Here is a 24,585-nt window from a genome sequence, read left to right on the forward strand (position 1 = left end):
TACCCCTATCCTGCCTCCTCCCGGTGACACTTCGCGACCGTCCACCGAAACGAGACGCCCATTCCCTGATCAGAACGTCACCCCGCGCAGTCGGCGGGGACCGGCGTCGGGGCGCACGTCAGGGGCTTCGCGCAGCCACATGCGGGCACCCAGGACGTGGGCTCCGGTGGCGTTGACCAGGACGGGGTCCAGGTCCACGTAGCCGATCTCGGGGAAGGCCTCCACCAGGCGGGACACCCGGATGAGCAGTTCCTCCAAGGCCTCGACGTTGGGCTGTTCGGCCAGCGAGGTGGCCCCCGCGGGCAGTCCGAACAGCAGCGGCGCGGCGCGGACCGCGTGGATGAGGTCGGCGGCGTCCATGTCGGTCAGCGGCGCCAGCCGGAACGCCCGGTCGTCGAGCAGTTCGGCGGTGACGTCGGCCAGCCCGAAGGAGACCACCGAGCCGAAGGACTGGTTGTCGCCGGCGCGTACCACCGTGGGCACACCGGGCGCCGCCATGCGCTGGACGACCAGCTCCGCCTCGCCGCCGAAGCGGTCCAGCAGGGAGAGGTAGGCGCTCCGGACGTCCTCGGGGGTGCGCAGGTCGGCGCGGACGAACGTGCCGCCCGCGCGCACCCGCAGGTCGGGGGCGTCGGCCTTGACCACCGCGGGGTAACCGAGTTCGCCGGCGGCGACCACGGCCTCCTCCGCGGAGTTGACCTTGATGTCGGGGTAGGCGGCGATGCCGTAGCAGGCCAGGAGGTCGCGGGCGTCCTCCGGGGAGATCGCCGTCTCCTCGTCGTAGCGGCGCTCACCGCCGAACCAGGCGACGTCCTCCATGGCCGGGGTCGCCTTCTTGAGCGCGCGGCCGATGGTGGCCCGGGCCCGGGCGCGGTCGATGTCGGGCAGCTCGGGGTGGCGTCCGGGTTTGCGGTTGCGCCACTGGGCGTAGCGGGTGGCGTGGGCGACGGCGCGCACGGCGTCCTCGGGCGAGGGGTAGGAGGGGACCGAGCCGTGCAGGGTCTGGCCCTGGTCCCCGACGTGCCGCAGCTCCTCGGGGATGCCCTGGCGGGCCAGGTAGGTGGTGACGATGGGCTTGTCGGAGTCCAGTGAGCGGGCGCGCAGGACGCGGGCCACGTCGTCGCCGATCGGGTGCAGGGCCGGGACGAAGACCACCACGACCGAGTGCACGTCCTCGGCGGCCAGAGCGGCCCGGATCGCGGTGTCGAAGTCCTCCGCGGTGGCCTGCGGGCCCAGGTTGACCGGGTCGTGCGGTTTGAGTCCCTGGCGGACGGCGGCGTCCTTGACCAGCAGCTCCAGGGAGTCGGAGTTGCCGATGATGCCCACGCGCGGCCCGTCCGGCAGCGGCTGGTAGGCGAACACCTGGGCGGCGTCGAACATCTGGGTGATGTCGTCCACACGCACCACGCCGGCCTGCTGGAACAGGGAGGTGACGGCGTAGTCGGGCAGGGCCAGTCCCCCTGCGGCGTGGCCGGTGGGCGTGGTCTGCGCCGAGCCGCCGCTGCGCACCGCCACGACCGGCTTCTGCTTGGCCAGGCGCCGCGCCAGCCGGGTGAACTTGCGCGGGTTGCCCAGGGACTCCAGGTACTGGAGCACGACGTGGGTGGCGGGGTCCTCCTGCCAGTACTGCATGAGGTCGTTGCCGGACACGTCGGCGCGGTTGCCCGCGGAGACGAAGGTGGACAGGCCCATCCCGCGCTCGGCCACCCGCTGGAGGATGGCCCGGCCCAGGGCGCCGGACTGGGAGAAGAACCCGATCGGCCCCTGGGGCGGCAGGTCCGGGGACAGGGTGGCGTTGAGGGAGACCGAGGGGTCGCTGTTGGCGATGCCCAGGCAGTTGGGCCCGACCACGCGCATACCGGCGGCGCGGGCGGTGCGCACCAGTTCGTCCTGGCGTGCCCTCCCCTCGGGTCCGACCTCGCCGAACCCGGAGCTGACCACGATCAGCCCGTGCACACCCTTCTCGGCGCACTGCTCGACCACGTCGACGACCGTGTCGGCGCGCACCGCCACGACGGCCAGGTCGACCTGGTCGGGGATGTCCAGGACGGAGGGATAGGCGCGCACGCCCACCACGGCCTTGGCCTCGGGGTGGACGGGGTAGACGGGGCCCTGGAACTCCCCGCCGAGCAGGTTGCGCAGGGCGGTCTGGCCGATGGTGTGCGCGGTGCGGCTGGCACCGATGACCGCGACGGACTCGGGGAAGAGCAGGCGGGCGATGGAGCGCGACTCGGCGCGCTGCTCACGGGCCCGCATGACCTCCTTGGAGTCGTCCGTGGGCTGGAGGTCCAGGGTGAGCCGGATGACGCCCTCGTCGAAGGTCTGCTGTGCGGTGTAACCGGCTTCGCGGAAGACGTTGATCATGCGCCGGTTCTCGGGCAGCACGTCGGCGATGAAGCGGCGCACCCCGCGTTCGCGGGCGGCGGCTCCGATGTGCTCCAGGAGCACCGAGGCCAGGCCCCGGCCCTGGTGCCCGTCCTCCACGACGAAGGCCACCTCGGCTTCCTCCGGGGCGACCTTGTCGTAGCGCACCACGGAGACGAGGGTGCCGGAGATGGTGGCCACCAGGGCCACCCGGTCTTCGTAGTCGACCGTGGTGAAACGTTTCACGTCACGGTCGGAGAGCTTGGGGTAGGGCGCGAAGAACCGGTAGTAGATCGTCTCCGGCGAGAGCCGGGAGTGGAACTCACGCAGCAGGTCGGCGTCGTCAGGGGTGATGGGGCGCAGGTGCGCGGTGCCTCCGTCGGTCAGAACGACGTCGGCTTCCCAATGGTTCGGGTAGGACTGCACGACTGCGAGACTAGACGACAATCGGTCGAATCCGGGGAAAGTCCATGCGGGCTCCCCGAAATCCCCTCCCCGGGACCCGCCCGCCGAAGGGCTTGGGGCCCGTCTCAGCCGGGCGCCGCGTACCCTGGTGCGGTGGGTCCGTCGACCCTCGGCAGCCCTTGTGTGACCGCGTGTCCGGGGTGCTGTCAGTTCGTTACCCGACACTGATCGTTAAGCTGTTAACGTCGTGCGGGCACAGATTCTCAAACCCTCGGTGGTGGCTGGCGAAATGACTCGAGTGGTCGTGATCGGTGACCTGATGACCGATGCCGTCGCGCGCGCGTTCCACCCGTTGGCCCGCGGCAGCGACACCCCTGCGTCAGTGATCATGTACGGCGGCGGTTCCGGGGCGAACATAGCCTCGTGGCTCGCGGTCGAGGGTACCGAAACCACGTTCGTCGGCCGTCGCGGCTCCGACATCACCGGACGCACCCGCGAGATGGAACTCATGGGCTACGGCCTGGACTCGCGCATGGTGATGGACCCCGAGCGCCCCACCGGCACCTGCGTGGTGATGATCACCCACCGCGGCGACCGGACGATGCTGAGCGACCCCGGCGCCAACGCCCGGCTCCAGCCCGAGGACCTGCCCCGTGACGTGTTCGGCGCCGACGGCCACCTGCACGTGTCCGGCTACACGCTGATCAACTCCGACTCCCGCCGCGCGGCCCGGGTGGCCCTGCGCATGGCGCGGGAGAGCGGGATGTCGATCTCGGTGGACGGCGGCTCGCACGCGCCGCTGGAGCGCGCCGGCGCGGAGAACTTCCTGGACTGGACGCAGGGCGCCCGGCTGCTGTTCGTCAACGTCGACCAGGCCCGGGTGCTCACCGGGCGCGACGACGCCGAGGCCGCCGCCAAGGTGCTGACCGCGTGGTTCCCCAATGTCGTGATCAAGCTCGGCCAGGAGGGCGGGCTGTGGGCCTCCAAGACGCGCGAGGACTGCGTGACCGCCCCCGCCGAGCCGGTGGAGCCCTCCCCGGGCTCCGTGGGCGCCGGTGACGCCTTCATCGCCGGTTTCCTGCCCGCGTGGCTGGCCGGACGCCACCCCAAAGAGGCCCTGGGCCGGGCCAGCAGACTGGCCGCCCGCGCGCTGCACCAGCCGGGGGCCCGCCCGGACCTGGGCGAGGGGCAGCCGGTCCGCCGGGGCGCGCCCCGGGGCCAGCGCATCCGCTGACCCCGCGCACACGTCCGTCAAGGCCCCGCCGCCTCGATGTGGCGGGGCCTTGACGTGTCCGGGATCCGAACCGCTGCCGAACCCGCGGCCCGCGTCCCCGGGCCCGCTCAGCCGCCGGTGGTGGCCAGGGTGAGGGGCAGGACCTCCGGGGCGCCCGCCTTCCGGAGCAGGGCCGCGCCGACCGTCAGGCTCCACCCGGTGTCGACCTGGTCGTCCACCAGCAGAACCGGTCCCGGTGTGCGGTTCTGGAGCTCGGCCACCCGGGCCTCGAGGGCCTCGTCGGCCACCAGCTCCGAGTACACCTGCTCCAGGCGCATGGCGCTGTTGTGGCGGCGGGTGCCCGGCCCGCCCCCGGTCCGGTAGGACAGCGAGCCGAGCGGAACCAGCCGGCCGAGCTCGGCGATGCGGGCGGCGAGGTCCGCGACCAGGGCCGGCCGGGTGAGCGAGGGCATCGCGACCACGCCGACGGGCCGGTCCCGCCACCCCCAGGAGGCGAGGACGCGCACCACGCCCTGGAGGAGCCGTTCGTCCACGGGTGCGTCCGGTGCGCCCTCGGCGAGGATCCGGCGCAGTTCGGTGCCCCAGCCGATGTCGGTGAGGCGGCCCAGGGCGCGTCCCTCCGCCGCTCTGAGGTTCTCGGGGATCTTGCCGGACAGGCGCACGCCGAGGGTGTCCATTCCGGTGGGCCACTGGCGGCGCGGGGTGATGGGGGTGCCGGGCCGGTCCAGGTGGTCGGCCGCGGCCTTGCGGCGCCCTGAGTCGACCTCGGTGGGCCAGTACCGGCCGGTGCACACGTCGCAGCGCCCGCACGGCTTGGCCTCGGGGTCGTCCAGCTGGCGGCGGAGGAACTCCATCCGGCAGGTGTCGACGGCGATGTAGTCGAGCATGGCGCGCTGCTCGCGTTCACGGGCGGCGCTGACGGCGGCGTAGCGCTCGGCGTCGTAGGTCCAGGGCCGGCCGGTGGCGGTCCAGCCGCCGCGCACCCGGCGCACCGCCCCGTCCACGTCCAGCACCTTGAGCATCTGCTCCAGGCGGGTGCGGCGCAGGTCCACACGGGTCTCGAGGTTGGCGGTGGACAGGGGTTTGTCGGACTCCCCCAGCACCTGGAGGGTCTGGCGGACGGTGTCCTCGGGCGGGAAGGACAGCCCCGCGAAGTACTCCCAGATCTGCACGTCCTCGCGGCCGGGCAGGAGCACGACCTCGGCGCGCTCGACGCCGCGGCCCGCACGGCCGACCTGCTGGTAGTAGGAGATCGGGGACTGCGGGGCGCCCAGGTGGACGACGAAGCCCAGGTCCGGCTTGTCGAAGCCCATGCCCAGCGCGCTGGTGGCCACGAGCGCCTTGACCCGGTTGCCGAGCAGGGCGTCCTCGGCCAGTCTGCGCTCGTCGGGGTCGGTCTGCCCGGTGTAGGGCAGCACCTCCATGCCCTGCTCGGTGAGGAACCGGGCGGTCTCCACCGCGGCGCTGACGGTGAGCGTGTAGACGATGCCCGAACCCGGGATCCGGGGCAGGTGTTCGGCCAGCCAGCTGAGCCGGGCGGTGGGGTCGGGCAGCTCGGCCACGCCCAGGCTCAGGCTCTCGCGTTCCAGGCTGCCGCGCAGGACCAGGGTGTCGGCGCGGTCGGCCCCGGCCTGCAGCTGCTCGGCGACGTCGTGGGTGACGCGCTCGTTGGCGGTGGCGGTGGTGGCCAGGACCGGGACCCCGTCGGGCAGGTCGTGCAGCAGGGAGCGGATGCGCCGGTAGTCGGGGCGGAAGTCGTGGCCCCAGTCGGAGACGCAGTGCGCCTCGTCGATGACGACCAGGCCCGCCCCCGCGGCGAGTTCGGGCAGGACGCGGTCGCGGAACTCGGGGTTGTTGAGCCGTTCGGGGCTGACCAGGAGCACGTCCACCAGGCCCTGGGAGACCTCGGCGTAGGTGGACTCCCAGGCGGTGGTGTTGGAGCTGTTGATGGTGCGGGCGCGGATGCCCGCCCGTTCGGCGGCGGCGATCTGGTTGCGCATCAGCGCCAGCAGCGGGGAGACGATGACGGTGGGACCCGCCCCCTCGGCCCTGCGCAGGGCGGTGGCCACGAAGTACACGGCCGACTTGCCCCAACCGGTGCGCTGGACGACCAGGGCCCTCCTCCGGTCGGCGACCAGGGCGTGGATGGCGGTCCACTGGTCCTCGCGCAGGCGGGCGGAGTCCCCGGCGAGGGCGCGCAGGTGCTCCTCGGCGCGTTCGCGCAGGGCACCGCCCGGCCGGGGGCCCGCCGGGTCGGCGGCGGGGTCGGCCGGGCCGCTGCCGGGCTCCTCGGAGCCGGCGGGGGCGTGCCCGGGTTCCGCAGGAGCCGCGGGCTCGTCGACGGGGACCTCCGGGGGCGCGGCGGGTGCCGCGTCCGGGTCCGTTGCGGATACTGCGTCCGGGGCGGGGACGTCGGGCGGGGTGGGAGTGGCCATGACTTCTTTGGTACCAGAGGCGGAGGGGATCGGTGTGGTCGTCCACAGGCTCTTCCGCCCAGCGCAGGGGCGAAACGGAAGATCTCTCTGACGGTGCGGCGGCCTCGTGGGCACCGGCCGCCCCTTGTGGAACACGCGTACGAACCGGCACCCGGTCCCACATCTCCTCCCAAGGCAACAGTGGTAACGGAATAGAAACATTCCCCACATATGGCATTGCGCTCACGCGGTGTTATCTGAACACTCGCCGCAAGGGCTCATGTGTTCACGTATGGGAGCGCTCCCGAAAGGGGAGGGCTCTCCCGAGAGAAGCACGAAAGGCACCCGATGGCAGCACGAAGCCGCCCCACCCCCGACGGCTCCGTCCCCCGATCCCCACGTTCCCTCCTCCCCGGTTCCACCGGACCCCGGCACGCCCGTGGGCGCAACCGCACCACCCTGGGCCTGCTGGCCACCGCCTCCGCCCTCGTGGTCGGCGGCGCGACCCTGGCGGTCGCCGGGGCCGGGACCGACGCCACCCCGGCCTCCGCCGACAGCGCGGCCGAGGTGCCCGTCGGCTCGGGCAGCTACACCGACTCCCGTCCCGCGGGCGCCTCCGGCCCCTCCGACCTGAACGGGGCACCGACCTCCCCCAAGGTCACCGACGACTACACCGGCCCGGCCCCCACCAACGAGTGGTGGTCCTCGCTGATCTTCCAGCGCTACCCCGACAACCCCCACGGCGAGAACCTCTTCGCCCACCCCCTGAGCTACCGGCCCCACGAGGGCGGGCTCGACATGGGCTACCCCGACTCCCACCAGCTCGTGGGCGACGACCTCAAGTACGAGTACACCGCCGTCTCCGACCTCACGCTCGGCGCCGCCGGGCTGGACTCGCCCGACACCCGCACCGCGGACAGCGGCGACTGGACGGTCACCGCGCACTGGGAGGGCGGCGGCGCGCAACTGCGGGTCACCATCGGCCAGGGACTCCCCTTCGCCTACGCCGAGACCGACGGCGCCGGAGCCGAGGTGACCTTCGAGAGCTCCCCCGACATCTGGCACGAGGACGGATCCACCGTCGGCGCCACTGTCAACGGCAGGCACTACGCCCTGTTCTCGCCCTCGGACTCCCCCTGGACCGTGTCCGGTGACACGCTCACCGCCGACACCGGGGACGACGGGTACTACTCCGTGGCCGTCCTGCCCTCACCCGAGGACCTGGACGCCTTCGCCCCCTACGCCCACTCCTTCGTCACCGGCTCCCTCGTGGAGTACGACTACGACGAGTCCGCGGCCACCCTCACCAGCACCTACCAGCTGGAGACCGAGGCCAAGGAGGGCGACGAGACCGGCACCCTCACCGCGCTCTACCCGCACCAGTGGGCCAACGTCACCGGCGGCCTCACCGACCTGTCCTACGTCTCGCCCCGGGGCGAGATGAAGGTCTCCGAGGGCGCCTCCTTCACCACCGAGCTCACCACCCAGGGCATCATGCCCAGCCTGCCCACCGTCGACAGCGCCGACCACGACCGGATGGCCGCGCTCATCGACGAGGTCCTCGCCGAGGAGGAGCTCTTCCCCGAGCCCGGCGACACCTACTGGGACGGCAAGGCCATGGGCCGCCTGGCGCAGCTCATCCCGATCGCCGACTCCATCGGCCACACCGAGGCCCGTGACGAACTCCTCGCGCTGGTCCAGGGCCGCCTGGAGGACTGGCTGACCGCCGGCGGGACCCGCCAGTTCCACTACGACGAGCAGTGGGGCACGATGCTCGGCTACCCCGACAGCTTCGGGGCCGCGACCGAACTCAACGACCACGACTTCCACTACGGCTACTTCGTCTCCGCCGCCGCCGTTGTCGCCCGCTACGACCGCGACTGGGCCGACGAGGACGCCTGGGGCGGCATGATCCGCCTGCTCATCGGAGACGTGGCAGAGACCGACCCCGACAGCGACATGTTCCCGCGCCTGCGCTCGTTCTCCCCCTACGCCGGACACGGCTGGGCCTCCGGCCACGCCGGGTTCGCCGCGGGCAACAACCAGGAGTCCTCCTCCGAGGGGATGCACTTCGCTGCCGCCACCGCCCACTTCGGCGCCATGACCGGCGACGAGGAACTCCGTGACCTGGGCGTCTACCTGCACACCACCCAGGCCTCCACCATCGCCCGCTACTGGCAGAACGCGGGCGGGGACACCTTCCCCGAGGACTACCCCGAGGACGTCGTCGGCATGGTCTGGGGCGACGGCGGCGACTACCGCATCTGGTGGGACGGCGGTGCCGAGGAGCACTACGGCATCAACTACCTGCCCATCACCGCGGGCTCGCTGTACCTGGGGCACGACCCCGAGCACGCCGGTGTGATCTACGAGTCGCTCGTGGACAAGCTCGGCGGCGAGCCCGACATCTGGCGGGACATCCACTGGGCGCACCGCGCGCTCTCCGACGGCGAGGACGCCCTGCGGATGTTCGAGGAGCAGTGGGACACCTACGAACCCGAGGCGGGCGGCTCCAAGCCGCACACCTACCAGTGGGTCTCCACCCTCGCCGAGGTCGGCACCGTGGACGTCTCCGTGACCGCTGACACCGCCCACTACGCCGTGTTCGACAACGGCACCGAACGCGCGTACACGGCCTTCAACCCGGGTTCGGAGCCGCTCACCGTCACCTTCTCCGACGGCACCACGCTCCAGGTCGAGCCCGGCGCGCTGGGCTCCACCGTGGGCGAGGGCGGCGGAGGCGACCCCGGCGGCCCCGGTGACGGCGGGGACCCCGACCCCGACCCCGGTCCGGGCGAGGGCAACGTGGGCGAGGGCTCCCTCCACCTGACCGACACCGCGCTCTCCACCGACCCGGGCGGCACCGAGAGCGGCATCACGGTGCCGAACGCGGCCGGTGGGAACCACGACGGCACCCCGCCCTCGGACAGCGTGGTGCTCGAGCTGGAGGGCCTGACCGGCTCCTTCACCGGTGGCTCCACCTCCTTCGCCCTGCCGGTGGACTCCGGCGACGGGATCGGCAACGCCGTCCAGGCACGCGTCTCCTACGACTTCGACGGCGACGGCACGCACGACCGGGAGGAGACGTACCACTACTTCGCCACCGACGACGTCTCCGGCTGGGAGACCTACACCCACGGTCAGGGCCCGGCGTCCCATGAGGGTTCGTTCGCGGATCTGGACGGCGGATCGGTACGCGTGGAGATCTGGAGCGCCCTCGGCGGCCAGGACTCCGAAGTGCGCGTCGGCGGCCCGGAGGGCGCCACCCTGGGCGTTCCCTTCACCGACTGAGCAACGGGTCCCGCCGCGCGGGGCCGCACGTGAGGGGGCGGGACCGCCGGCGACCGGTGGCCCCGCCCCTGCCCCCGGGTTTCCCGCCCCCGGCTCGCCGGGGGCGGGAAACCGTTCTTCGTATGGGCGGAAACCGTCTCTCGCATGGGCGAAAACCCCCCAGTCGCGCGACTCACACACGCCCAACCACGCGCCCCGGTACGTTTCAGTCTCTGGCACAGGCCAGAATTACGGACATGGCCCGTACTACTTCCCGTCCCCCCGAGGATCTCGCCGAGAAGATCATCGACATCGACGTCTCCGAGGAGATGCGCGGCAGCTTCCTGGAGTACGCGTACTCGGTGATCTACCAACGCGCGCTGCCCGACGCTCGCGACGGCATGAAACCGGTCCAACGGCGCATTCTGTACCAGATGAACGAGATGGGCCTCCGGCCCGACCGCGGGCACGTCAAGTGCGCCCGTGTCGTCGGGGAGGTGATGGGTCGGCTCCACCCCCACGGCGACTCCGCCATCTACGACGCCCTCGTCCGGCTGAGCCAGGCCTTCGCCATGCGCGTGCCGCTGGTCGACGGCCACGGCAACTTCGGTTCGCTGGGCGGCGACGACGCCCCCGCGGCCATGCGTTACACCGAGGCCCGTCTGGACAGTGCCGCCGAGCTGCTGGTGTCATCCATCGACGAGGACGTCGTCGACTTCAAACCCAACTACGACGGTCAGGAGACCGAACCCGAGGTCCTTCCCGCGGCCTTCCCCAACCTGCTGGTCAACGGCGCCTCCGGCATCGCCGTGGGCATGGCCACCAACATGGCCCCGCACAACCTGGGCGAGGTCATCGCGGCCGCCCGCCACCTGATCGCCAACCCCGAGGCCACCCTGGAGGAGCTCACCGAGTTCGTCCCCGGCCCCGACCTGCCCACCGGCGGCAGCATCGTCGGCCTGGACGGTGTCCGCGACGCCTACCGCAAGGGCCGCGGCACCTTCAAGACCCGCGCCACCGTCTCCATCGAGAAGGTGTCCGCGCGCCGCACCGGCCTGGTCATCACCGAGCTGCCCTACAGTGTCGGCCCGGAGAAGGTCATCAGCCGCATCAAGGAGCTGGTGCAGTCCAAGAAGCTCCAGGGCATCTCGGACCTGAAGGACCTGACCGACCGCAACCAGGGTCTGCGCCTGGTCATCGAGCTCAAGAACGGCTTCAACCCCGAGGCGGTCCTGGAGGAGCTCTACCGGCTCACGCCGATGGAGGAGACCTTCGGCATCAACAACGTGGCCCTGGTCGAGGGCCAGCCCCAGACCCTGGGCCTGCGCGAGCTGCTCGAGGTCTACGTCAACCACCGTCTCGACGTGGTCCGCCGACGCAGCGAGCACCGCCGCAAGAAGCGCCAGGAGCGCCTGCACCTGGTCGCCGGCCTGCTCGTCGCCCTGCTCGACATCGACCGGGTCATCGCGCTCATCCGCGAGGCCGACGACACCGCCATGGCCCGTGAGTCCCTCATGGGCGCCTACGAGCTCTCCGAGATCCAGGCGCGCTACATCCTCGACACCCCGCTGCGCCGCCTCACCCGCTTCGACCGGCTGGAGCTGGAGACCGAGCGGGACAAGCTCAACCAGGAGATCGAGGAGCTCAGCTCGATCCTGGACTCGGACAAGAAGCTGCGCCGGGTGGTCTCCAAGGAGCTCAACGAGGTCTCCAAGAAGTTCGCGACCCCCCGCCGCACCCAGCTGCGGGAGAGCGACGGCGCGGCCCGGGCCGCGGTGATCCCGCTGGAGATGGCCGACCAGCCCTGCCACGTGCTCTTCGGTGTCGAAGGCCGTATCGCCCGGACCAAGGGCGCCGCCCCTCCGCGCGTCTACGATGGCCTGCGCGCCCCGCACGACACGATCGAGGTGTCGGTCCCGACCACCTCGCGCTCGGACATCGGCGTCGTCACCGACCTGGGCCGGATGATCCGCGTTCCGGTGGTGGAACTGCCCGAACTCCCCGAGGACGGTGCGGGCGAGCCCGAACGCCCTCCCCTGGCCGCCGGACTGGACGTCGGCGAGTTCATCCAGCTCGACGAGGGCGAGCGGGTCGTGTCGGTGGTCTCCATGAACACCTCCGGCCCCGGCTTCGCCGTGGGCACCGTGGGCGGTGTGGTCAAGCGCGTCGCGCCGGACTTCCCGCCCAACAAGGACGACTTCGAGATCATCTCGCTCAAGGACGACGACCGCGTGATCGGCGTCACCCAGCTCTCCACGGGCGAGGAGGACCTGGTCTTCGTGACCTCGGAGGCGCAGCTGCTGCGCTTCTCCGCCACCACCGCCCGGCCGCAGGGCCGCCAGGCCGCCGGTGTGGCGGGCGTGCGCCTGTCCGACGAGGCCCGCGTGCTGTGGTTCGGCGCGATCTCCAGCCCCGAGGACTCGGTCGTGGTGACCGTGTCCGGCAGCAGCAGCGCCCTGGAGGGCACCCAGGCCGGATCGGCCAAGGTCACCCCGGTCGAGTCCTACCCGGCGAAGGGCCGGGCCACCGGCGGTGTACGCTGCCACCGCTATCTGAAGGGCGAGGACACTCTGCTGTTCGCCTGGGTGGGCCGCGCGCCCGCCCGCGCCTCCCGGGCCGACGGCAAGCCGGTACGGCTGCCCGACCTGACCGAGCGCAGGGACGGTTCGGGCGAGGCCCTGACCAGTGCCATCGCCACGGTCGGCAGCGGACAGACCGACTCCGGGATCACCGCGCCCGGGGCGAACACCTGAGTTTCGCGCCCTCTGCCGTGCACACGGGTGTGGTTACCTGTGTGCACGGCATCGCCGCGCACCCAAAAGACATAGGGAGTAACGACACGTGAGCGCTAGCACCGACGCCACCCCTCCCCCCGGGTCCTTCGACGACGTGTTCGAAGCCAACGCCGAGTACGCCGCGGACTTCTCACTGGACGGCCTCGAACCGCTGGCCGCACGCGGCCTGGCCCTGGTGACGTGCATGGACTCCAGGATCGAGCCGCTGGACATGCTCGGTCTGAAGCCGGGCGACGCGAAGATCCTGCGCAACGCGGGGGCCCGGGTCACCGACGACACCCTGCGCACCCTGGTCCTGGCCGTGTACCTGCTGGGGGTGGAGCGCGTGCTGATCCTGCCGCACACCCGCTGCAAGATGGCGTCGGTGGAGAACGACGACGTCGTGCACGACCTCATCCTGAACGAGCACGGGGTGGACACCCGCAGCCTGGAGTTCCACACCGACAACGACCAGATGGGCGCGCTCAAGCACGATCTGGAGCGCATCAGGCACCATCCTCTGCTGCCCGAGGACCTGCCGGTGGCCGGGGCGATCTACGACGTGGACACGGGCAGGGTGACCCCGGTCGACCTCTGAGCGGGTCGCGCGAGGTGTCGCGGCGGCCCGGCGCGGGGATCACTCCTACGAGTGGTCGAACCACCCGCCCCCGGGCCCCGCACCCGCCTCGTCCACCCCCGGGAATGCGGTCACCCCCGTGGCCGTTGTGACCCGGGACGGTGTGACACCGTTGAGAGGAGCACCGTGGAAGAGAGCACCTACGACACCTTCAACCGCGCCCGCCTGTTCTTGGAGCTGGGCGACCCGATCTACGCCGCCCGCACCCTCGAACCCGTCGTGGAGAGCGAGCCGGGCAGCCGTTCCCTCCTGGAGCTGCTGGGACGCGCCTACTTCCACTCCGCGCAGCTCAACAAGGCCGAGTCGACCTTCCGCAAACTGATCGAGCTGGACCCGGTGGACAACTGGGCGCACATCGCCCTGGCACGCACGCTGGAGAGGCAGAGCCGCCACGAGGAGGCGGCCACCTACCGGCGCATGTACTCGGTGATGTCCGGCGGTTCCCTGGACTGACCGGTCGCAGGACACCGGAGAGCCGGACCCCCCTCGGGTCCGGCTCTCCGTGCGTCCGTGGGCGTGAGGGCGCGAGAGCGCGAGAGCGCGAGAGCGCCGCCAGGATGGGTTTCAGCAAACACGGATACCCTGCTGACCATGGCTCCCACCCCAGAAAGACCAGGTCCGGACGATCCGTGGGTCGACCGGTGTTCCGACAGCACCCGTTCCTGGGCGGACGAGGCCGTCCGCAAGGTGATCGCGGACGACACCCGTTCGGCCGACACCCACCTGCACGTGTTCCCGCTGCCCCCGGAGTGGGGCATCGACCTGTACCTGAAGGACGAGTCGGTGCACCCCACCGGCAGCCTGAAGCACCGGCTGGCGCGGTCGTTGTTCCTGTACGGGCTGGCCAACGGGTGGATCACCGAGGGCACCACGATCGTGGAGGCCAGCTCCGGTTCCACGGCGGTCTCCGAGGCCTACTTCGCCCAGCTGGTCGGGCTGGACTTCATCACGGTGGTGCCGCGTAGGACCAGCCCGGAGAAGATCGCCCTCATCGAGCGCTACGGCGGCCGCTGCCACTTCGTGGACAACCCGCCGGAGATGTACAGCGAGGCCGAGCGCCTGGCCGCGGAGACCGACGGCCACTACATGGACCAGTTCACCTACGCCGAGCGGGCCACGGACTGGCGGGGCAACAACAACATCGCCGAGTCGATCTTCGAGCAGCTCGCCATGGAGCGCCACCCCTGCCCGGACTGGATCGTGGTGGGCGCGGGCACGGGCGGCACCTCGGCGACCATCGGCCGCTACCTGCGCTACCGGCGCCTGCACACGCGCCTGGCCGTGGTGGACCCCGAGAACTCGGCGTTCTTCCCCGGCTGGGTGACCGGCGCCGCCGACTACGCCACCGGCATGCCCTCCCGGATCGAGGGCATCGGCCGCCCCCGGATGGAGCCGAGCTTCGTGCCGTCGGTGATCGACCTGATGATGCCGGTGCCCGACGCCGCGAGCATCGCCGCGATGCGCCACCTGCACGACCTCACCGGCCGGGCCGCGGGCGGGTCGACCGGCACCAACCTGTGGGGCGTGTGGCACCTGGTCGCCAGGATGCTCCGTGAGGGCCGCAAGGGCAGTGTGGTCACCCTGATCTGCGACGGCGGCGAACGGTACCAGCACAGCTACTACAACGACGCCTGGGTGTCGGAGCGGGGGCTGGACCCCACCCCCTACCGGGCCGCCATCGACCGCTTCTTCGCCGACGGGGTCTGGGAGCCGCCGCGGACCCCGTGACCGGCGGACACGGGAAGGGGCCCGTACCGACGGCTGAGAGTTCAGACGGTCGGTGCGGGCCCCTTCGCCTGCGCGGGGCTCAGGCGTCGATGCGCTCCAGGTCCAGCTCCTGGGCGCCCTCCTGGATGAACTTGCGGCGCGGGGCCACCTCGTTGCCCATCAGCAGGTTGAACACGGAGGCGGCCTCCTCGGCCTGCTCCACCCGGATCCGGCGCAGGGTGCGGTGGCGCGGGTCCATGGTGGTCTCCGCGAGCTGGTCGGCGTCCATCTCGCCCAGACCCTTGTACCGCTGCACCGGCTCCTTCCAGGAGACCTTGCGCTTCTCCAGGTCCAGCAGGGTCCGCGACAGCTCCGCGTCGGAGTAGGTGTAGATGTAGCGGTCCTCGGGCTTGGCGCCGCGCTTGCGCCGGACGTTGGTCAGCTCGATCCGGTGCAGCGGCGGCACCGCCGCGTACACCCGCCCGGCCTCCAGCATCGGCCGCATGTACCGGTAGATGAGGGTGAGCAGCAGACAGCGGATGTGGGCGCCGTCGACGTCCGCGTCGGCCATGAGGATGACCCGGCCGTAGCGGGCGGCGTCGATGTCGAAGGTCCGCCCGGAACCGGCACCGATGACCTGGAGGATCGCGGCGCACTCGGCGTTCTTGAGCATGTCCGCGACCGAGGACTTCTGCACGTTGAGGATCTTGCCCCGGATGGGCAGCAGCGCCTGGAACTCGGAGTCGCGGGCGAGCTTGGCGGTACCCAGCGCGGAGTCACCCTCGACGATGAACAGCTCGCTGTGCTCCAGCCCCTCGCTGCGGCAGTCCACCAGCTTCGCGGGCAGGGCCGAGCTCTCCAGGGCGTTCTTGCGGCGCTGGGTCTCGCGCTGCTGGCGGGCGGCCAGGCGGGCCTTGGCGGCGCCGACGACCTTCTCCATGACGGTGCGGGCCTTGGCCTTCTCCGCCTTCTTGGTGGAGGTGAGGAACTCGCGCAGTTCCTTGCCGACCACCTGGGAGACGATCCGGGAGGCCGCGGAGGTGCCGAGGATCTCCTTGGTCTGCCCCTCGAACTGGGGCTCGGGCAGGCGCACGGTGACGACCGCCGTCAGCCCTTCCTGGGTGTCGTCCTTGGTGACCGGGTCGTCGCTGTTCTTGAGCAGCTTGGTGGCCCGCAGCTGGTCGTTGATCACCCGCACCAGGGCGCGCTCGAAGCCGTTGATGTGGGTGCCGCCCTTGGGGGTGGCGATCACGTTGACGAAGGAGCGCACGGTGGTGTCGTAGCCGGTGCCCCAGCGCAGGGCGACGTCCACGTCCAGGCGGCGCTCGACGTCGGCGGGGACCATGTGGCCGGACTCGTCCAGGACCGGGACGGTCTCGGTGAAGTTGCCCGACCCCTGGATGCGCAGGACGTCGCTGACCGGGTTGTCCGGCGCCAGGAAGGTGCAGAACTCGCCGATCCCGCCGTCGTAGCGGAACTCCTCGACGTAGGCGGGCTCGCCCTCGGTGCGCTCGTCGCGCACCGCGATGGTCAGCCCGGGGACGAGGAAGGCGGTCTGGCGGGCCCGGTCGAGCAGGTGGTCGCGGGTGATCTCCGCGTCCTTGAGGAAGATCTGCAGGTCCGGCCAGAACCGGGTGCGGGTGCCGGTGATCTTCTTGGCGATCTTGCGGGTCTGCTCGAGGCCGGAGACCGGGGTGAACTCGGCGTCGGGGCCCGCGCCGGCGAAGCGTCCGGCGATGCCGCGGCGGAAGCTTATGGCGTGGGTGTGACCGTGCAGGTCGACCTCCACGTCCACCCGGGCGGACAGGGCGTTGACGACGGAGGCGCCGACACCGTGCAGGCCGCCGGAGGCGGTGTAGGAGCCGGAGCCGAACTTGCCGCCCGCGTGGAGCTTGGTCATGACCAGCTCGACACCGGACAGTCCGGACTTGGGTTCGTTGTCCACGGGGATACCGCGGCCGTCGTCGTGGACGGAGACGGACCCGTCGCTGTGCAGGGTCACGTCGATGCGTTCGCAGAAGCCGGCGAGGGCCTCGTCGACGGAGTTGTCGATGATCTCCCACATGCAGTGGGTGAGGCCCCGGCTGTCGGTGGACCCGATGTACATGCCCGGCCGTTTGCGCACCGCCTCGAGGCCCTCGAGGACCGACAGGTGCCGGGCGGAGTAGTCCCCGGGATCGTGGACGGCTGCGGTCAAGGCGGTCACTCGGACATCTCCTGCGTCTTGAGGGCCATCGTGGCTGTGCGGTGCGTGCCCTTTGTACCGCGCCGCACCGACTGTTGAGGGGGCCAGGCTACGGCGAGCCGAGGGCTTTGCCGTGGCACGGCTGTGTCTGGGCGGGGTCGTGTCCCCCGGATGCGGGTCTCCGGCGTCGTCGCCGGGGCCGCTGTGACGGGCTCCACAGAGCGACGTGAAGGCCGGTACGGACCGACATGGGGGTCGGACGGGCCTGCCCCGCGCGAGACTACCACCTCCGGTGGATGCGACCTGGATACTCCCGTTTTCCGGGGATAGCCGGGCCTCCTCAAGGGGTACAACAAGGTTGAGGAACCGCGTTCAACGAGAAAGGCCCCAGAGTGTGTCACCCAGGCATGAACCGGGCGGATTCCGCTGTCGGCGTACACGGGACCTGGTTGGGAACGTCTGGGTCGGGTTAGATGTTGTCAGAGGTGACTAACGCCGAGTATTGAGGATGGCGAAGTGACTGGAACCCTTGCCCCCACTCAGCCGCTGACGGCTGCTGACCGCTGCGACCGCTGTGGTGCACAGGCGTACGTCCGGGTGCTGCTTAACTCCGGCGGCGAACTCCTGTTCTGCGCGCACCACATGCGCAAGCACGACGACTCACTCCGCAAGATCGCCTCGGACATCCAGGACGAGACGGACAAGCTCACTGAGAGCAAGAAGGACGCGGAAGAGCGTTAGCCACTACGACCCCGAAACGTCGACGGCGGCCCCCGGTTCCGGGGGCCGCCGTCCTCGTTGTGCGGCCGGTCCGTCGTGGGAGCGTTCCGGTGTCCGCTGCCCGGCTGATCAGTCGGCCAGCACCCGGTTGTGGTAGCGCGAGACCTCCTCGAACCCCGCACCCCGGTACAGGCGGAGGGCGGGTTCGTTGTCGGCCACCACACACAGGTAGGCCCGGCGGGCGCCCTTGTCGTGCGCCCAGGCGAGCAGGTCGGCGAGGATCGCCCCGGCCACACCGCGCCCGCGGGCGGCGCGTGCGGTGACCATCGCGCAGACCGCCACCGACTCGCCGTCCAGCACCGCGCAGCCCCGGCCGTCACCGTCCTCGTGGACCCCGTAGGCGGCGCTCACCTGCCCCAGGATGCGCACGACCCCCTCGGCCCACTCCGCGGACACACCCGTCTCCGCGAAGAGCTCCGTCCAGCGCCCCGCCGGGGTGCTCGAGATCCGGGTCCGCTCCGGTCCCCGAGGCCGCTCGGAGAGCTCCCGGGCCAGGACCAGGGTCGGCTCCACCACCGCGTAACCGTGCTCGGCCAGCCGCGCGTCCACGGCCTCCTCCCCCGGCCACACCTGCACGCAGGGGCGCAGGCCGTGCTCGCGGTAGAACCGCGTGACCTCCGCGACATCGGCTCCGAGGTCCTCCACCAGGGCGCAGTTGGCCCGTTTGGTGAACCCGCCCGCGAGCCCGAACCGCCACCCGTTCCGGATCTCGGTGTGGAACGCGGGCCAGTCCCCGGACACCCGTGCCGCCCATGTGTGCATGTTCGCTTCCTCACTGTCCAGCTGCCGGAAGCGGCACATCCTATCAGCCCGGACACGCCCTAACATGGGCACGGCCCCCGTGACACCTGCGACCTGGAGAGTTCATGTTCATCCTGCTCCCGCCCTCCGAGGGCAAGGCCACCTCCGGTGAGGGACCCCGCCTGGACCCGGGCGCGCTGACCCTGCCGGAGCTGGCCCCGGACCGGGAGCGGGTCGTGACCACGCTGACCGAACTCTGCTCGGGCCCCGAGGACACCGCACGCGAGGTGCTCGGGCTCTCCGTGTCCCAGACCGACGCCCTCAAGCGCAACCTCGACCTGGCCGCCGCGCCCACGCTGCGCGCCGCCGAGCTGTACACGGGTGTGCTCTACGACCGCCTCGGCCTGCCCGGGCTGCTCGCCGAGCACGGCACCCGGGTCCGGGAGCGCGTCCTGGTGTTCTCCGGCCTGTGGGGCGTGGTGGGCCCCGCCGACCGCCTGCCGCCCTACCGCCTGTCCATGGGTGTGAAGCTGCCGCCGCTGGGCGGCCTGGGCGCGTACTGGCGCAAGGCGATGGCCGGGCCGCTCGGGGAGCTCACGGAGGGGAGCCTGCTGGTGGACTGCCGGTCCTCGACCTACGCGGCGGCCTTCAGGCCCACCGGGGCGGCGGCCGAGCGGACCGTGGCGGTGCGCGTGCTCCGCGAGCGCGAGGTGGACGGGGTGGCCGAGCGCTCCGTGGTCAGCCACATGGCCAAGGCCACCCGGGGTGACATCGCCCGTGTCCTGGTCGGCGAGGACGTCCGGGCCCGCACCCCGCAGGAGCTGGTCTCGGCGCTGCGCGACCTGGGCCACACGGCCGAGCTGCAGCCAGCGGGGAAGCCGGGGACGGCGCGCACGATGGATGTCGTCGTCCGCGACTGACCACGGACCGCAGACCCCTGGAGCGAATCCGCACCAAGGCGGACGAAGCGTGCGGGAAATCGGACCGGAACGCCTTTATGCCACACCTACAGTGCGTGGGGCAGCATGGTCGTCATCGGATGGAGATCGGACTCCGTGCGGGGACAGTGAAGCGCCTGATGTCATGCGAGGGACACGCGGGGGTCGCCACACCCGTGAGCATGCAGGGGCACAGACGTCAGGCGCGCCCTCCCGGATCACATCGGGAGAGCGCGCCTGTTCGTCTTCTCAGCCTGGGACTTGGGTCATCGCCCGGACCGGCTGTGTCGGTCGTGCTCGGCGGACCGTCGGGGGCCCGCCGCACACGTCCTAGTCCAGGTAGTCGCGGAGCACCTGGGAGCGCGACGGGTGACGGAGCTTCGACATCGTCTTGCTCTCGATCTGCCGGATGCGCTCACGGGTGACCCCGTAGACCTTACCGATTTCGTCTAAAGTCTTCGGCTGGCCGTCGGTGAGACCGAAGCGCATGGAAACGACGCCGGCCTCGCGCTCGGACAGGGTGTCGAGCACCGAGTGCAGCTGCTCCTGGAGCAGCGTGAAGCTGACCGCCTCGCCCGGCTGGATCGCCTCGGAGTCCTCGATGAGGTCACCGAACTCGCTGTCGCCGTCCTCGCCCAGCGGGGTGTGCAGGGAGATCGGCTCGCGGCCGTACTTCTGCACCTCGACGACCTTCTCCGGGGTCATGTCGAGTTCCTTGGCCAGCTCCTCCGGGGTGGGCTCGCGGCCCAGGTCCTGGAGCATCTGGCGCTGGACGCGGGCCAGCTTGTTGATGACCTCGACCATGTGCACCGGGATACGGATGGTGCGGGCCTGGTCGGCCATGGCCCGGGTGATCGCCTGGCGGATCCACCACGTGGCGTACGTGGAGAACTTGAAGCCCTTGGTGTAGTCGAACTTCTCCACGGCGCGGATCAGACCGAGGTTGCCCTCCTGGATCAGGTCCAGGAACAGCATGCCGCGACCGGTGTAGCGCTTGGCCAGGGACACGACCAGACGCAGGTTGGCCTCGAGCAGGTGCTTCTTGGCGCGGCCGCCGTCCTCGGAGATCCACTCGAGCTCGTCACGGAGCTCGAAGGTGAGGACGTCGTTCTCCTCCGAGAGCTTCTCCTCGGCGAACAGGCCGGCCTCGATGCGCTTGGCGAGCTCGACCTCCTGCTCGGCGTTGAGGAGCGGGACCTTGCCGATCTGCTTCAGGTAGTCCTTGACCGGGTCCGCGGTGGCGCCGGCCGCGACCACCTGCGGGGTGGGCGCGTCGTCGTCATCGTCGTACAGGACGAAGGAGTCGTCGTCCTTGCTCGGCTTCACGGGAGCGCCGACGGTCTCGGGCTTGGCGGGCTTGGTCTCCTTGTCGGAGTCCGCCGCGTCCTCGACCAGTTCCAGCTCGGCGCCGGTGTGCTCGAGGTCGTCGTCCAGACCCTCCTCGACGAACTCACCGGGCCCCGAGGCGAGCTCGAGGTCCTTCTTCGCCGTCTTCTTGGTCGCCGTCTTCTTGGCCGGGGCCTTGGCGGCGGCGGTGGTCTTCTTGGCCGCGGTCTTCTTGGGGGCGGCCGCCTTCTTCGCGGTCGCCGCCTTCTTGGCCGCGGGCTTCTTCGCGGTGGTGCCCTCGGAGGAGTCGACGACGGCGGTGACCGTCTCCGGCTGTTCCTGGGCGGCCGCCGCACGGGCGGGCTTGGCGGCCCGACTCGTGGTCGTGGTCGAGCGGGTGGTGGTGCTGGACCGAGGGGCAGCCGGCTTGCGCCGCGTGGTCTTGCGCCGCGAGGAGGCCGACTCCGGAACCAGTACCGTCACGCCCTCCTTAGCGAGGCTTCGGAGCACGGACTGCGCCTGCGACATCGGAATTTCGGCCTCTTCGAAGGCACGGCGCACGTCCTCGGGCTCAAGAAAGCCCTGGGACCGCCCACGCTCGATCAGCTGCTGAATGACGGGCTCTTGCAGTGACTCGGACTGCTTCGAGCGAGTCGAACTGGCAGATGACACAAACACCTCTCGAACGGACGTGTGGCGAGAATTGATCGGACCCGGTGGTCCGGTTTCGGCCGGGACCGGGTACTGCACCCTCTCCCACCTGCGGCCTGGGATCGTCCCCACTGGGCGGGGAAGCCGGGGTCACCTCCGCATCGCGGGGCGCGGCGGCTTCTTCACTGTAGGCAAGGCAATGGACTTGTTCGTACGGTCTACCGCTCCGACACGGAATCGATCACCGGAAGCTGAACGGCGAGCAGAGTGACATCATCGTCCTGCTCATACCCTTCGAGCATGCTCTCAACAAGGTACTCCAGCATCTGCTGTGGATCGCCCACCACCTCGGGCTGAGCCATCGACGCCACCCTGACGAGCTCGTTGAGACCGGCGTCGACGGATCGTTTGCGGTTCTCAACCAGTCCATCGGAGTAGAGGGCGACAGTGTTACCGGGTTGGACGAAGAATTTGTGATGGCCCCTCGGAGAGCTGACGCCGAGCGGTGTGTCCGGGTCGGTGTCGAGCAGCGAGGGCCCGGCGTTGCCGGCGACCACGAGCGGCGGGAGGTGGCCCGCGTTGCTGAGGTCGAGTTGTCCGGTGACCGGGTCCAGAACGAAGTAGACCAGCGTTGTCACCTGATCCATTCCCTCTGTGGCCGTGAACATGCGGTCCAGTCCGGTCAACACATCGACCGGTTCGGGCATCGAGAACGCCAGTGCACGCAACGCGTTGCGGATCCGACTCATTCCCGCGGCGGCCGGGATGCCCTTGCCCATGACGTCGCCGAGGACCCCGGCGACCCGCCCGTCGGGCAGGGGGAAGGCGTCGTACCAGTCGCCGCCCACCTGCACGTGTTGTGAGCCCGACCGGTAGTAGGCGGCCAGGCGTACCCCGCTCACTTCGGGGAGCTCCTCGGGCAGCAGGCTGCGCTGGAGCTCCTCGGCGGTGCCGTGTTCGCGCTCGTAGACGATGGCCCTGCCGATGGCCAGGGCGCACTGTCCGGCGAGCGCCTCCAGGAAGACCCGCTCCTCGTCGGTGACGTCGCGCTGGGCGTCGAAGGAGAAGCGCAGGGCCCCGATGGGCCGCCCCGCGGCCATCATGGGCAGCGCCACCCAGGCGCGCTCCCCGGTCAGCTCGAGCAGGGCCTCGACCTCGGGCGCGTTCTCCATGAGTTCGCGCAGCTCGGCGGGGCTGGCGGCCAGCCGGGGCGCCCGGGCGGCCACGGCACGGGCCGCGACGTCGGGGTAGTCCAGTGAGAACCCCCGCTCGGGCAGGCCGAGGCAGCCGTCCGCGGAGAGCATCCGCAGGCGCAGCCGGTCCCGGTCGAAGAGGGCCACGGAGGTGTGGTCGGCGCCCACGCCGGAGCGACCGATCTCGGACATGGCCTGGACGACCTCGTCGGCGGTGAGCGCCTCGGCCAGGTCGGAGGTGGCCTTCTGCAGGCGGGCGGTGCGCATGGCCGCCTCGCTGAGCTGCTGGTTGAGGCGTTGGCGCAGTTCGTCGGCCTCGCGCTCGGTAGTGACGTCGACCAGGGTTCCGACCCATTCGGCGGTCTCCGCGCCGTCCGTGATCGGATTGGCCCTGGCCCGGTAGTGTCCGTGGCCGCCCGCGCGGGTGCGCACGCGGAACATGGCGTCGAAGGGTGTGACGTCCAGGACGGCGTCGTCCCAGGCGCGCTCGACGCGGGGACGGTCGTCGGGGTGGAGGGCGTCGAGCCAGCCCCGGCCGAGGTAGGCGTCCAGGTCCTGGCCGGTGATGGCCCGCCACTGGGGGCAGTCCTCCTGGACGTCGCCGCCGGGCCCGGCCGACCAGACGATCTGGTTGCCCGCCTGGAGCAGGGCGCGCAGGCGCTGTTCGCCGCGGTGGGGGCCGCCGTCCTCGTGGTCGCGGGCGGCGATGAGCGCGATGTGCCGGTCACCGTTGGCGGGGTCGTCGACCGGGAACCAGGTCAGGTCCCAGGTCTGCTCGGAGGGGGTCCGGTGGCGGCCGCGCACGGCGTGGCCGCTCTCCCGCACGCCGGCCACCGAGGTGCTGTGGGCGACGGCCCCGGCGGGGTCGCCGGACTCCTCCAGGGCCTCGGTCGGCGTGCGGCCCAGGCAGCGGGCGGGGGTGCTGCCGAAGACGGTGGCCATCCGGGGGTTGATCGACACGAAGACGTCGTCCGGGCCCAGGAGTGCGAATCCGATGGGCGCTTCGGTGAGGAGGGATTTCACCGCGTCCGGCAGTTCCGCCGCGCTGATCCGGGGTGGGGGAATGGACGTCTCGGCGCTCAACTGCTCGACACCTCCGGAACCGTGGGATTCCCCAGCCGTGTTTCGATGGGGCTTTTTCTGGACCGCGTGGTCCCCTGTGCACTGTGCCCGCCACCCGTTCGCGGCGGCGCTGGGGCGCGGGGTGCGCGGCGCCGATTCCGGCCGGGGGCTCCGCGGCTCCCAGGAGTCACGCTCCATGACTCCTCTCGGCCGCTGTCACGGCTCAAGCATAAGACACACCCGCTCACACGCAACGGCTGCCGGGGAGGGGGGCCTACCGTGGACGCGGAAGGTAAATGTTAGGCCACAGGACCCCCTGCGCACAGCCGACCGGGGGTTTTGCGGGCGTGTTTTCCCATAATTCCCAACGATGGGCAAGGATGGCCGGTTTGCGGCGAACTCTTCGAAACGGGACTGTTATATGTCCGAAACGTCCTTTTCGCCTTGTTGACCTGCGGTGATGATGTGACCAGAGTAAACGGCCCCTCCCCCAGGTTTTATCAACAGCGTGCCGCGAGAGGGGTTGACAGTCCGTCCAGAACAAGTGGAATGGGTGGAGGTCACCGTCCAGGCCATCTTCAGCTAGGGGTGTGAGCGAGAATGCTCCAGACCTTCCCGGTCCAGGATCTCAGACAGATCTCGGCGAGGCTTCACGACGAGTTCAGCGGGCTGTCCCACCGCTGCGTCGAGCGCTGCGTCAGCGATACCTGGAACTGCGTCGAACACCTGGGCATCACGGTCACACCACACCTCGTCGAGCGGGTCGCCCGCGAGCACCTCGAGGCCATGGTGAACTCCGTGCCGCCCTCAACCGCGAGGAAGGCCACGCGCCGTCCGGGAACCACGCTGTTCACCGGCCACCGAGCGGTTCCCTGACCGCGCTGACCCGCTGACCGGGCCGGTC

The 24,585-nt window shown here is 70.8% G+C and carries 15 protein-coding genes; 9 read left to right on the top strand and 6 right to left on the bottom strand.

Going from position 1 to position 24,585, the window contains the following annotated elements; genetic code table 11:
- Positions 1-69: 69 nt before the first annotated feature.
- The gene (locus tag D458_RS0122915; protein WP_017589073.1) at positions 70-2,790 is read right to left on the bottom strand and encodes a bifunctional acetate--CoA ligase family protein/GNAT family N-acetyltransferase; all 2,721 of its coding nucleotides are present in this window, start codon (positions 2,788-2,790) and stop codon (positions 70-72) included.
- Between the two features lie 277 nt (positions 2,791-3,067).
- On the opposite strand from D458_RS0122915, the gene D458_RS0122920 reads away from it, so the two are divergent.
- Positions 3,068-4,003, top strand: a complete 936-nt coding sequence (locus tag D458_RS0122920; RefSeq protein ID WP_017589074.1) for a carbohydrate kinase family protein — start codon at positions 3,068-3,070, stop codon at positions 4,001-4,003.
- 107 nt (positions 4,004-4,110) lie between these two features.
- On the opposite strand, the gene D458_RS0122925 is transcribed toward D458_RS0122920, so the two are convergent.
- Complete coding sequence (locus D458_RS0122925; protein ID WP_017589075.1) at positions 4,111-6,438, bottom strand: RecQ family ATP-dependent DNA helicase; 2,328 nt, start codon at positions 6,436-6,438, stop codon at positions 4,111-4,113.
- A gap of 327 nt (positions 6,439-6,765) precedes the next feature.
- Here D458_RS0122925 and D458_RS0122930 point away from each other — a divergent pair, with 327 nt between their 5' ends.
- The 5 genes from D458_RS0122930 (at position 6,766) to D458_RS0122950 (ending at position 14,826) form a co-directional block, all read left to right on the top strand.
- Positions 6,766-9,708, top strand: coding sequence for a glycosyl hydrolase (locus tag D458_RS0122930; RefSeq protein WP_017589076.1), 2,943 nt, complete (start codon positions 6,766-6,768; stop codon positions 9,706-9,708).
- Between the two features lie 236 nt (positions 9,709-9,944).
- On the top strand, positions 9,945-12,440 hold the full coding sequence (locus D458_RS0122935; protein WP_017589077.1) for a DNA gyrase/topoisomerase IV subunit A: 2,496 nt from the start codon (positions 9,945-9,947) through the stop codon (positions 12,438-12,440).
- 88 nt (positions 12,441-12,528) lie between these two features.
- Positions 12,529-13,059 (top strand): beta-class carbonic anhydrase, encoded by a 531-nt coding sequence (locus D458_RS0122940; protein ID WP_017589078.1) that lies wholly within the window; start codon positions 12,529-12,531, stop codon positions 13,057-13,059.
- Between the two features lie 165 nt (positions 13,060-13,224).
- Positions 13,225-13,551 (top strand): tetratricopeptide repeat protein, encoded by a 327-nt coding sequence (locus tag D458_RS0122945; protein ID WP_017589079.1) that lies wholly within the window; start codon positions 13,225-13,227, stop codon positions 13,549-13,551.
- Positions 13,552-13,689: 138 nt separating this feature from the next.
- Entirely contained in the window at positions 13,690-14,826 is a 1,137-nt protein-coding gene (locus D458_RS0122950) for an L-cysteine desulfhydrase Cds1 (RefSeq protein WP_017589080.1), read from the top strand.
- 79 nt (positions 14,827-14,905) lie between these two features.
- On the opposite strand, the gene D458_RS0122955 is transcribed toward D458_RS0122950, so the two are convergent.
- Complete coding sequence (locus tag D458_RS0122955) at positions 14,906-17,011, bottom strand: DNA gyrase/topoisomerase IV subunit B (protein WP_017589081.1); 2,106 nt, start codon at positions 17,009-17,011, stop codon at positions 14,906-14,908.
- A gap of 495 nt (positions 17,012-17,506) precedes the next feature.
- Between D458_RS0122955 and D458_RS0122960 the strand changes: the two genes are divergently transcribed.
- Positions 17,507-17,731 carry a DUF7455 domain-containing protein gene (locus tag D458_RS0122960; RefSeq protein WP_026119599.1) on the top strand — a complete coding sequence of 75 codons (225 nt, stop codon included), beginning with the start codon at positions 17,507-17,509 and terminating at the stop codon, positions 17,729-17,731.
- Positions 17,732-17,839: 108 nt separating this feature from the next.
- On the opposite strand, the gene D458_RS0122965 is transcribed toward D458_RS0122960, so the two are convergent.
- A complete protein-coding gene (locus D458_RS0122965) occupies positions 17,840-18,532 on the bottom strand; it encodes a GNAT family N-acetyltransferase (protein WP_017589083.1) in 693 nt (230 codons plus the stop codon).
- A gap of 104 nt (positions 18,533-18,636) precedes the next feature.
- Between D458_RS0122965 and yaaA the strand changes: the two genes are divergently transcribed.
- Positions 18,637-19,431, top strand: a complete 795-nt coding sequence (gene yaaA / locus D458_RS0122970; RefSeq protein WP_017589084.1) for a peroxide stress protein YaaA — start codon at positions 18,637-18,639, stop codon at positions 19,429-19,431.
- Between the two features lie 348 nt (positions 19,432-19,779).
- Here yaaA and D458_RS0122975 read toward each other — a convergent pair whose 3' ends face one another.
- The gene (locus D458_RS0122975) at positions 19,780-21,447 is read right to left on the bottom strand and encodes an RNA polymerase sigma factor (protein ID WP_083936402.1); all 1,668 of its coding nucleotides are present in this window, start codon (positions 21,445-21,447) and stop codon (positions 19,780-19,782) included.
- 197 nt (positions 21,448-21,644) lie between these two features.
- Positions 21,645-23,702, bottom strand: a complete 2,058-nt coding sequence (locus tag D458_RS0122980; RefSeq protein ID WP_017589086.1) for a SpoIIE family protein phosphatase — start codon at positions 23,700-23,702, stop codon at positions 21,645-21,647.
- 579 nt (positions 23,703-24,281) lie between these two features.
- Here D458_RS0122980 and D458_RS0122985 point away from each other — a divergent pair.
- Positions 24,282-24,557: a hypothetical protein gene (locus tag D458_RS0122985; RefSeq protein ID WP_017589087.1), complete on the top strand. Its 276-nt coding sequence runs from the start codon at positions 24,282-24,284 to the stop codon at positions 24,555-24,557.
- The last annotated feature ends 28 nt before the right edge of the window (positions 24,558-24,585 follow it).

The sequence above is a fragment of the Nocardiopsis ganjiahuensis DSM 45031 genome, assembly GCF_000341085.1.
Lineage (GTDB): Bacteria > Actinomycetota > Actinomycetes > Streptosporangiales > Streptosporangiaceae > Nocardiopsis > Nocardiopsis ganjiahuensis.

What these genes read in the sequence shown, in the direction of transcription:
- D458_RS0122950 (WP_017589080.1), top strand. Translation starts at nt 13,690, where the DNA reads ATGGCTCCCACCCCAGAAAGACCAGGTCCGGACGATCCGTGGGTCGAC.
- D458_RS0122985 (WP_017589087.1), top strand. Translation starts at nt 24,282, where the DNA reads ATGCTCCAGACCTTCCCGGTCCAGGATCTCAGACAGATCTCGGCGAGG.
- yaaA (WP_017589084.1), top strand. Translation starts at nt 18,637, where the DNA reads ATGTTCATCCTGCTCCCGCCCTCCGAGGGCAAGGCCACCTCCGGTGAG.
- D458_RS0122930 (WP_017589076.1), top strand. Translation starts at nt 6,766, where the DNA reads ATGGCAGCACGAAGCCGCCCCACCCCCGACGGCTCCGTCCCCCGATCC.
- D458_RS0122965 (WP_017589083.1), bottom strand. Translation starts at nt 18,532, where the DNA reads ATGCACACATGGGCGGCACGGGTGTCCGGGGACTGGCCCGCGTTCCAC.
- D458_RS0122935 (WP_017589077.1), top strand. Translation starts at nt 9,945, where the DNA reads ATGGCCCGTACTACTTCCCGTCCCCCCGAGGATCTCGCCGAGAAGATC.
- D458_RS0122925 (WP_017589075.1), bottom strand. Translation starts at nt 6,438, where the DNA reads ATGGCCACTCCCACCCCGCCCGACGTCCCCGCCCCGGACGCAGTATCC.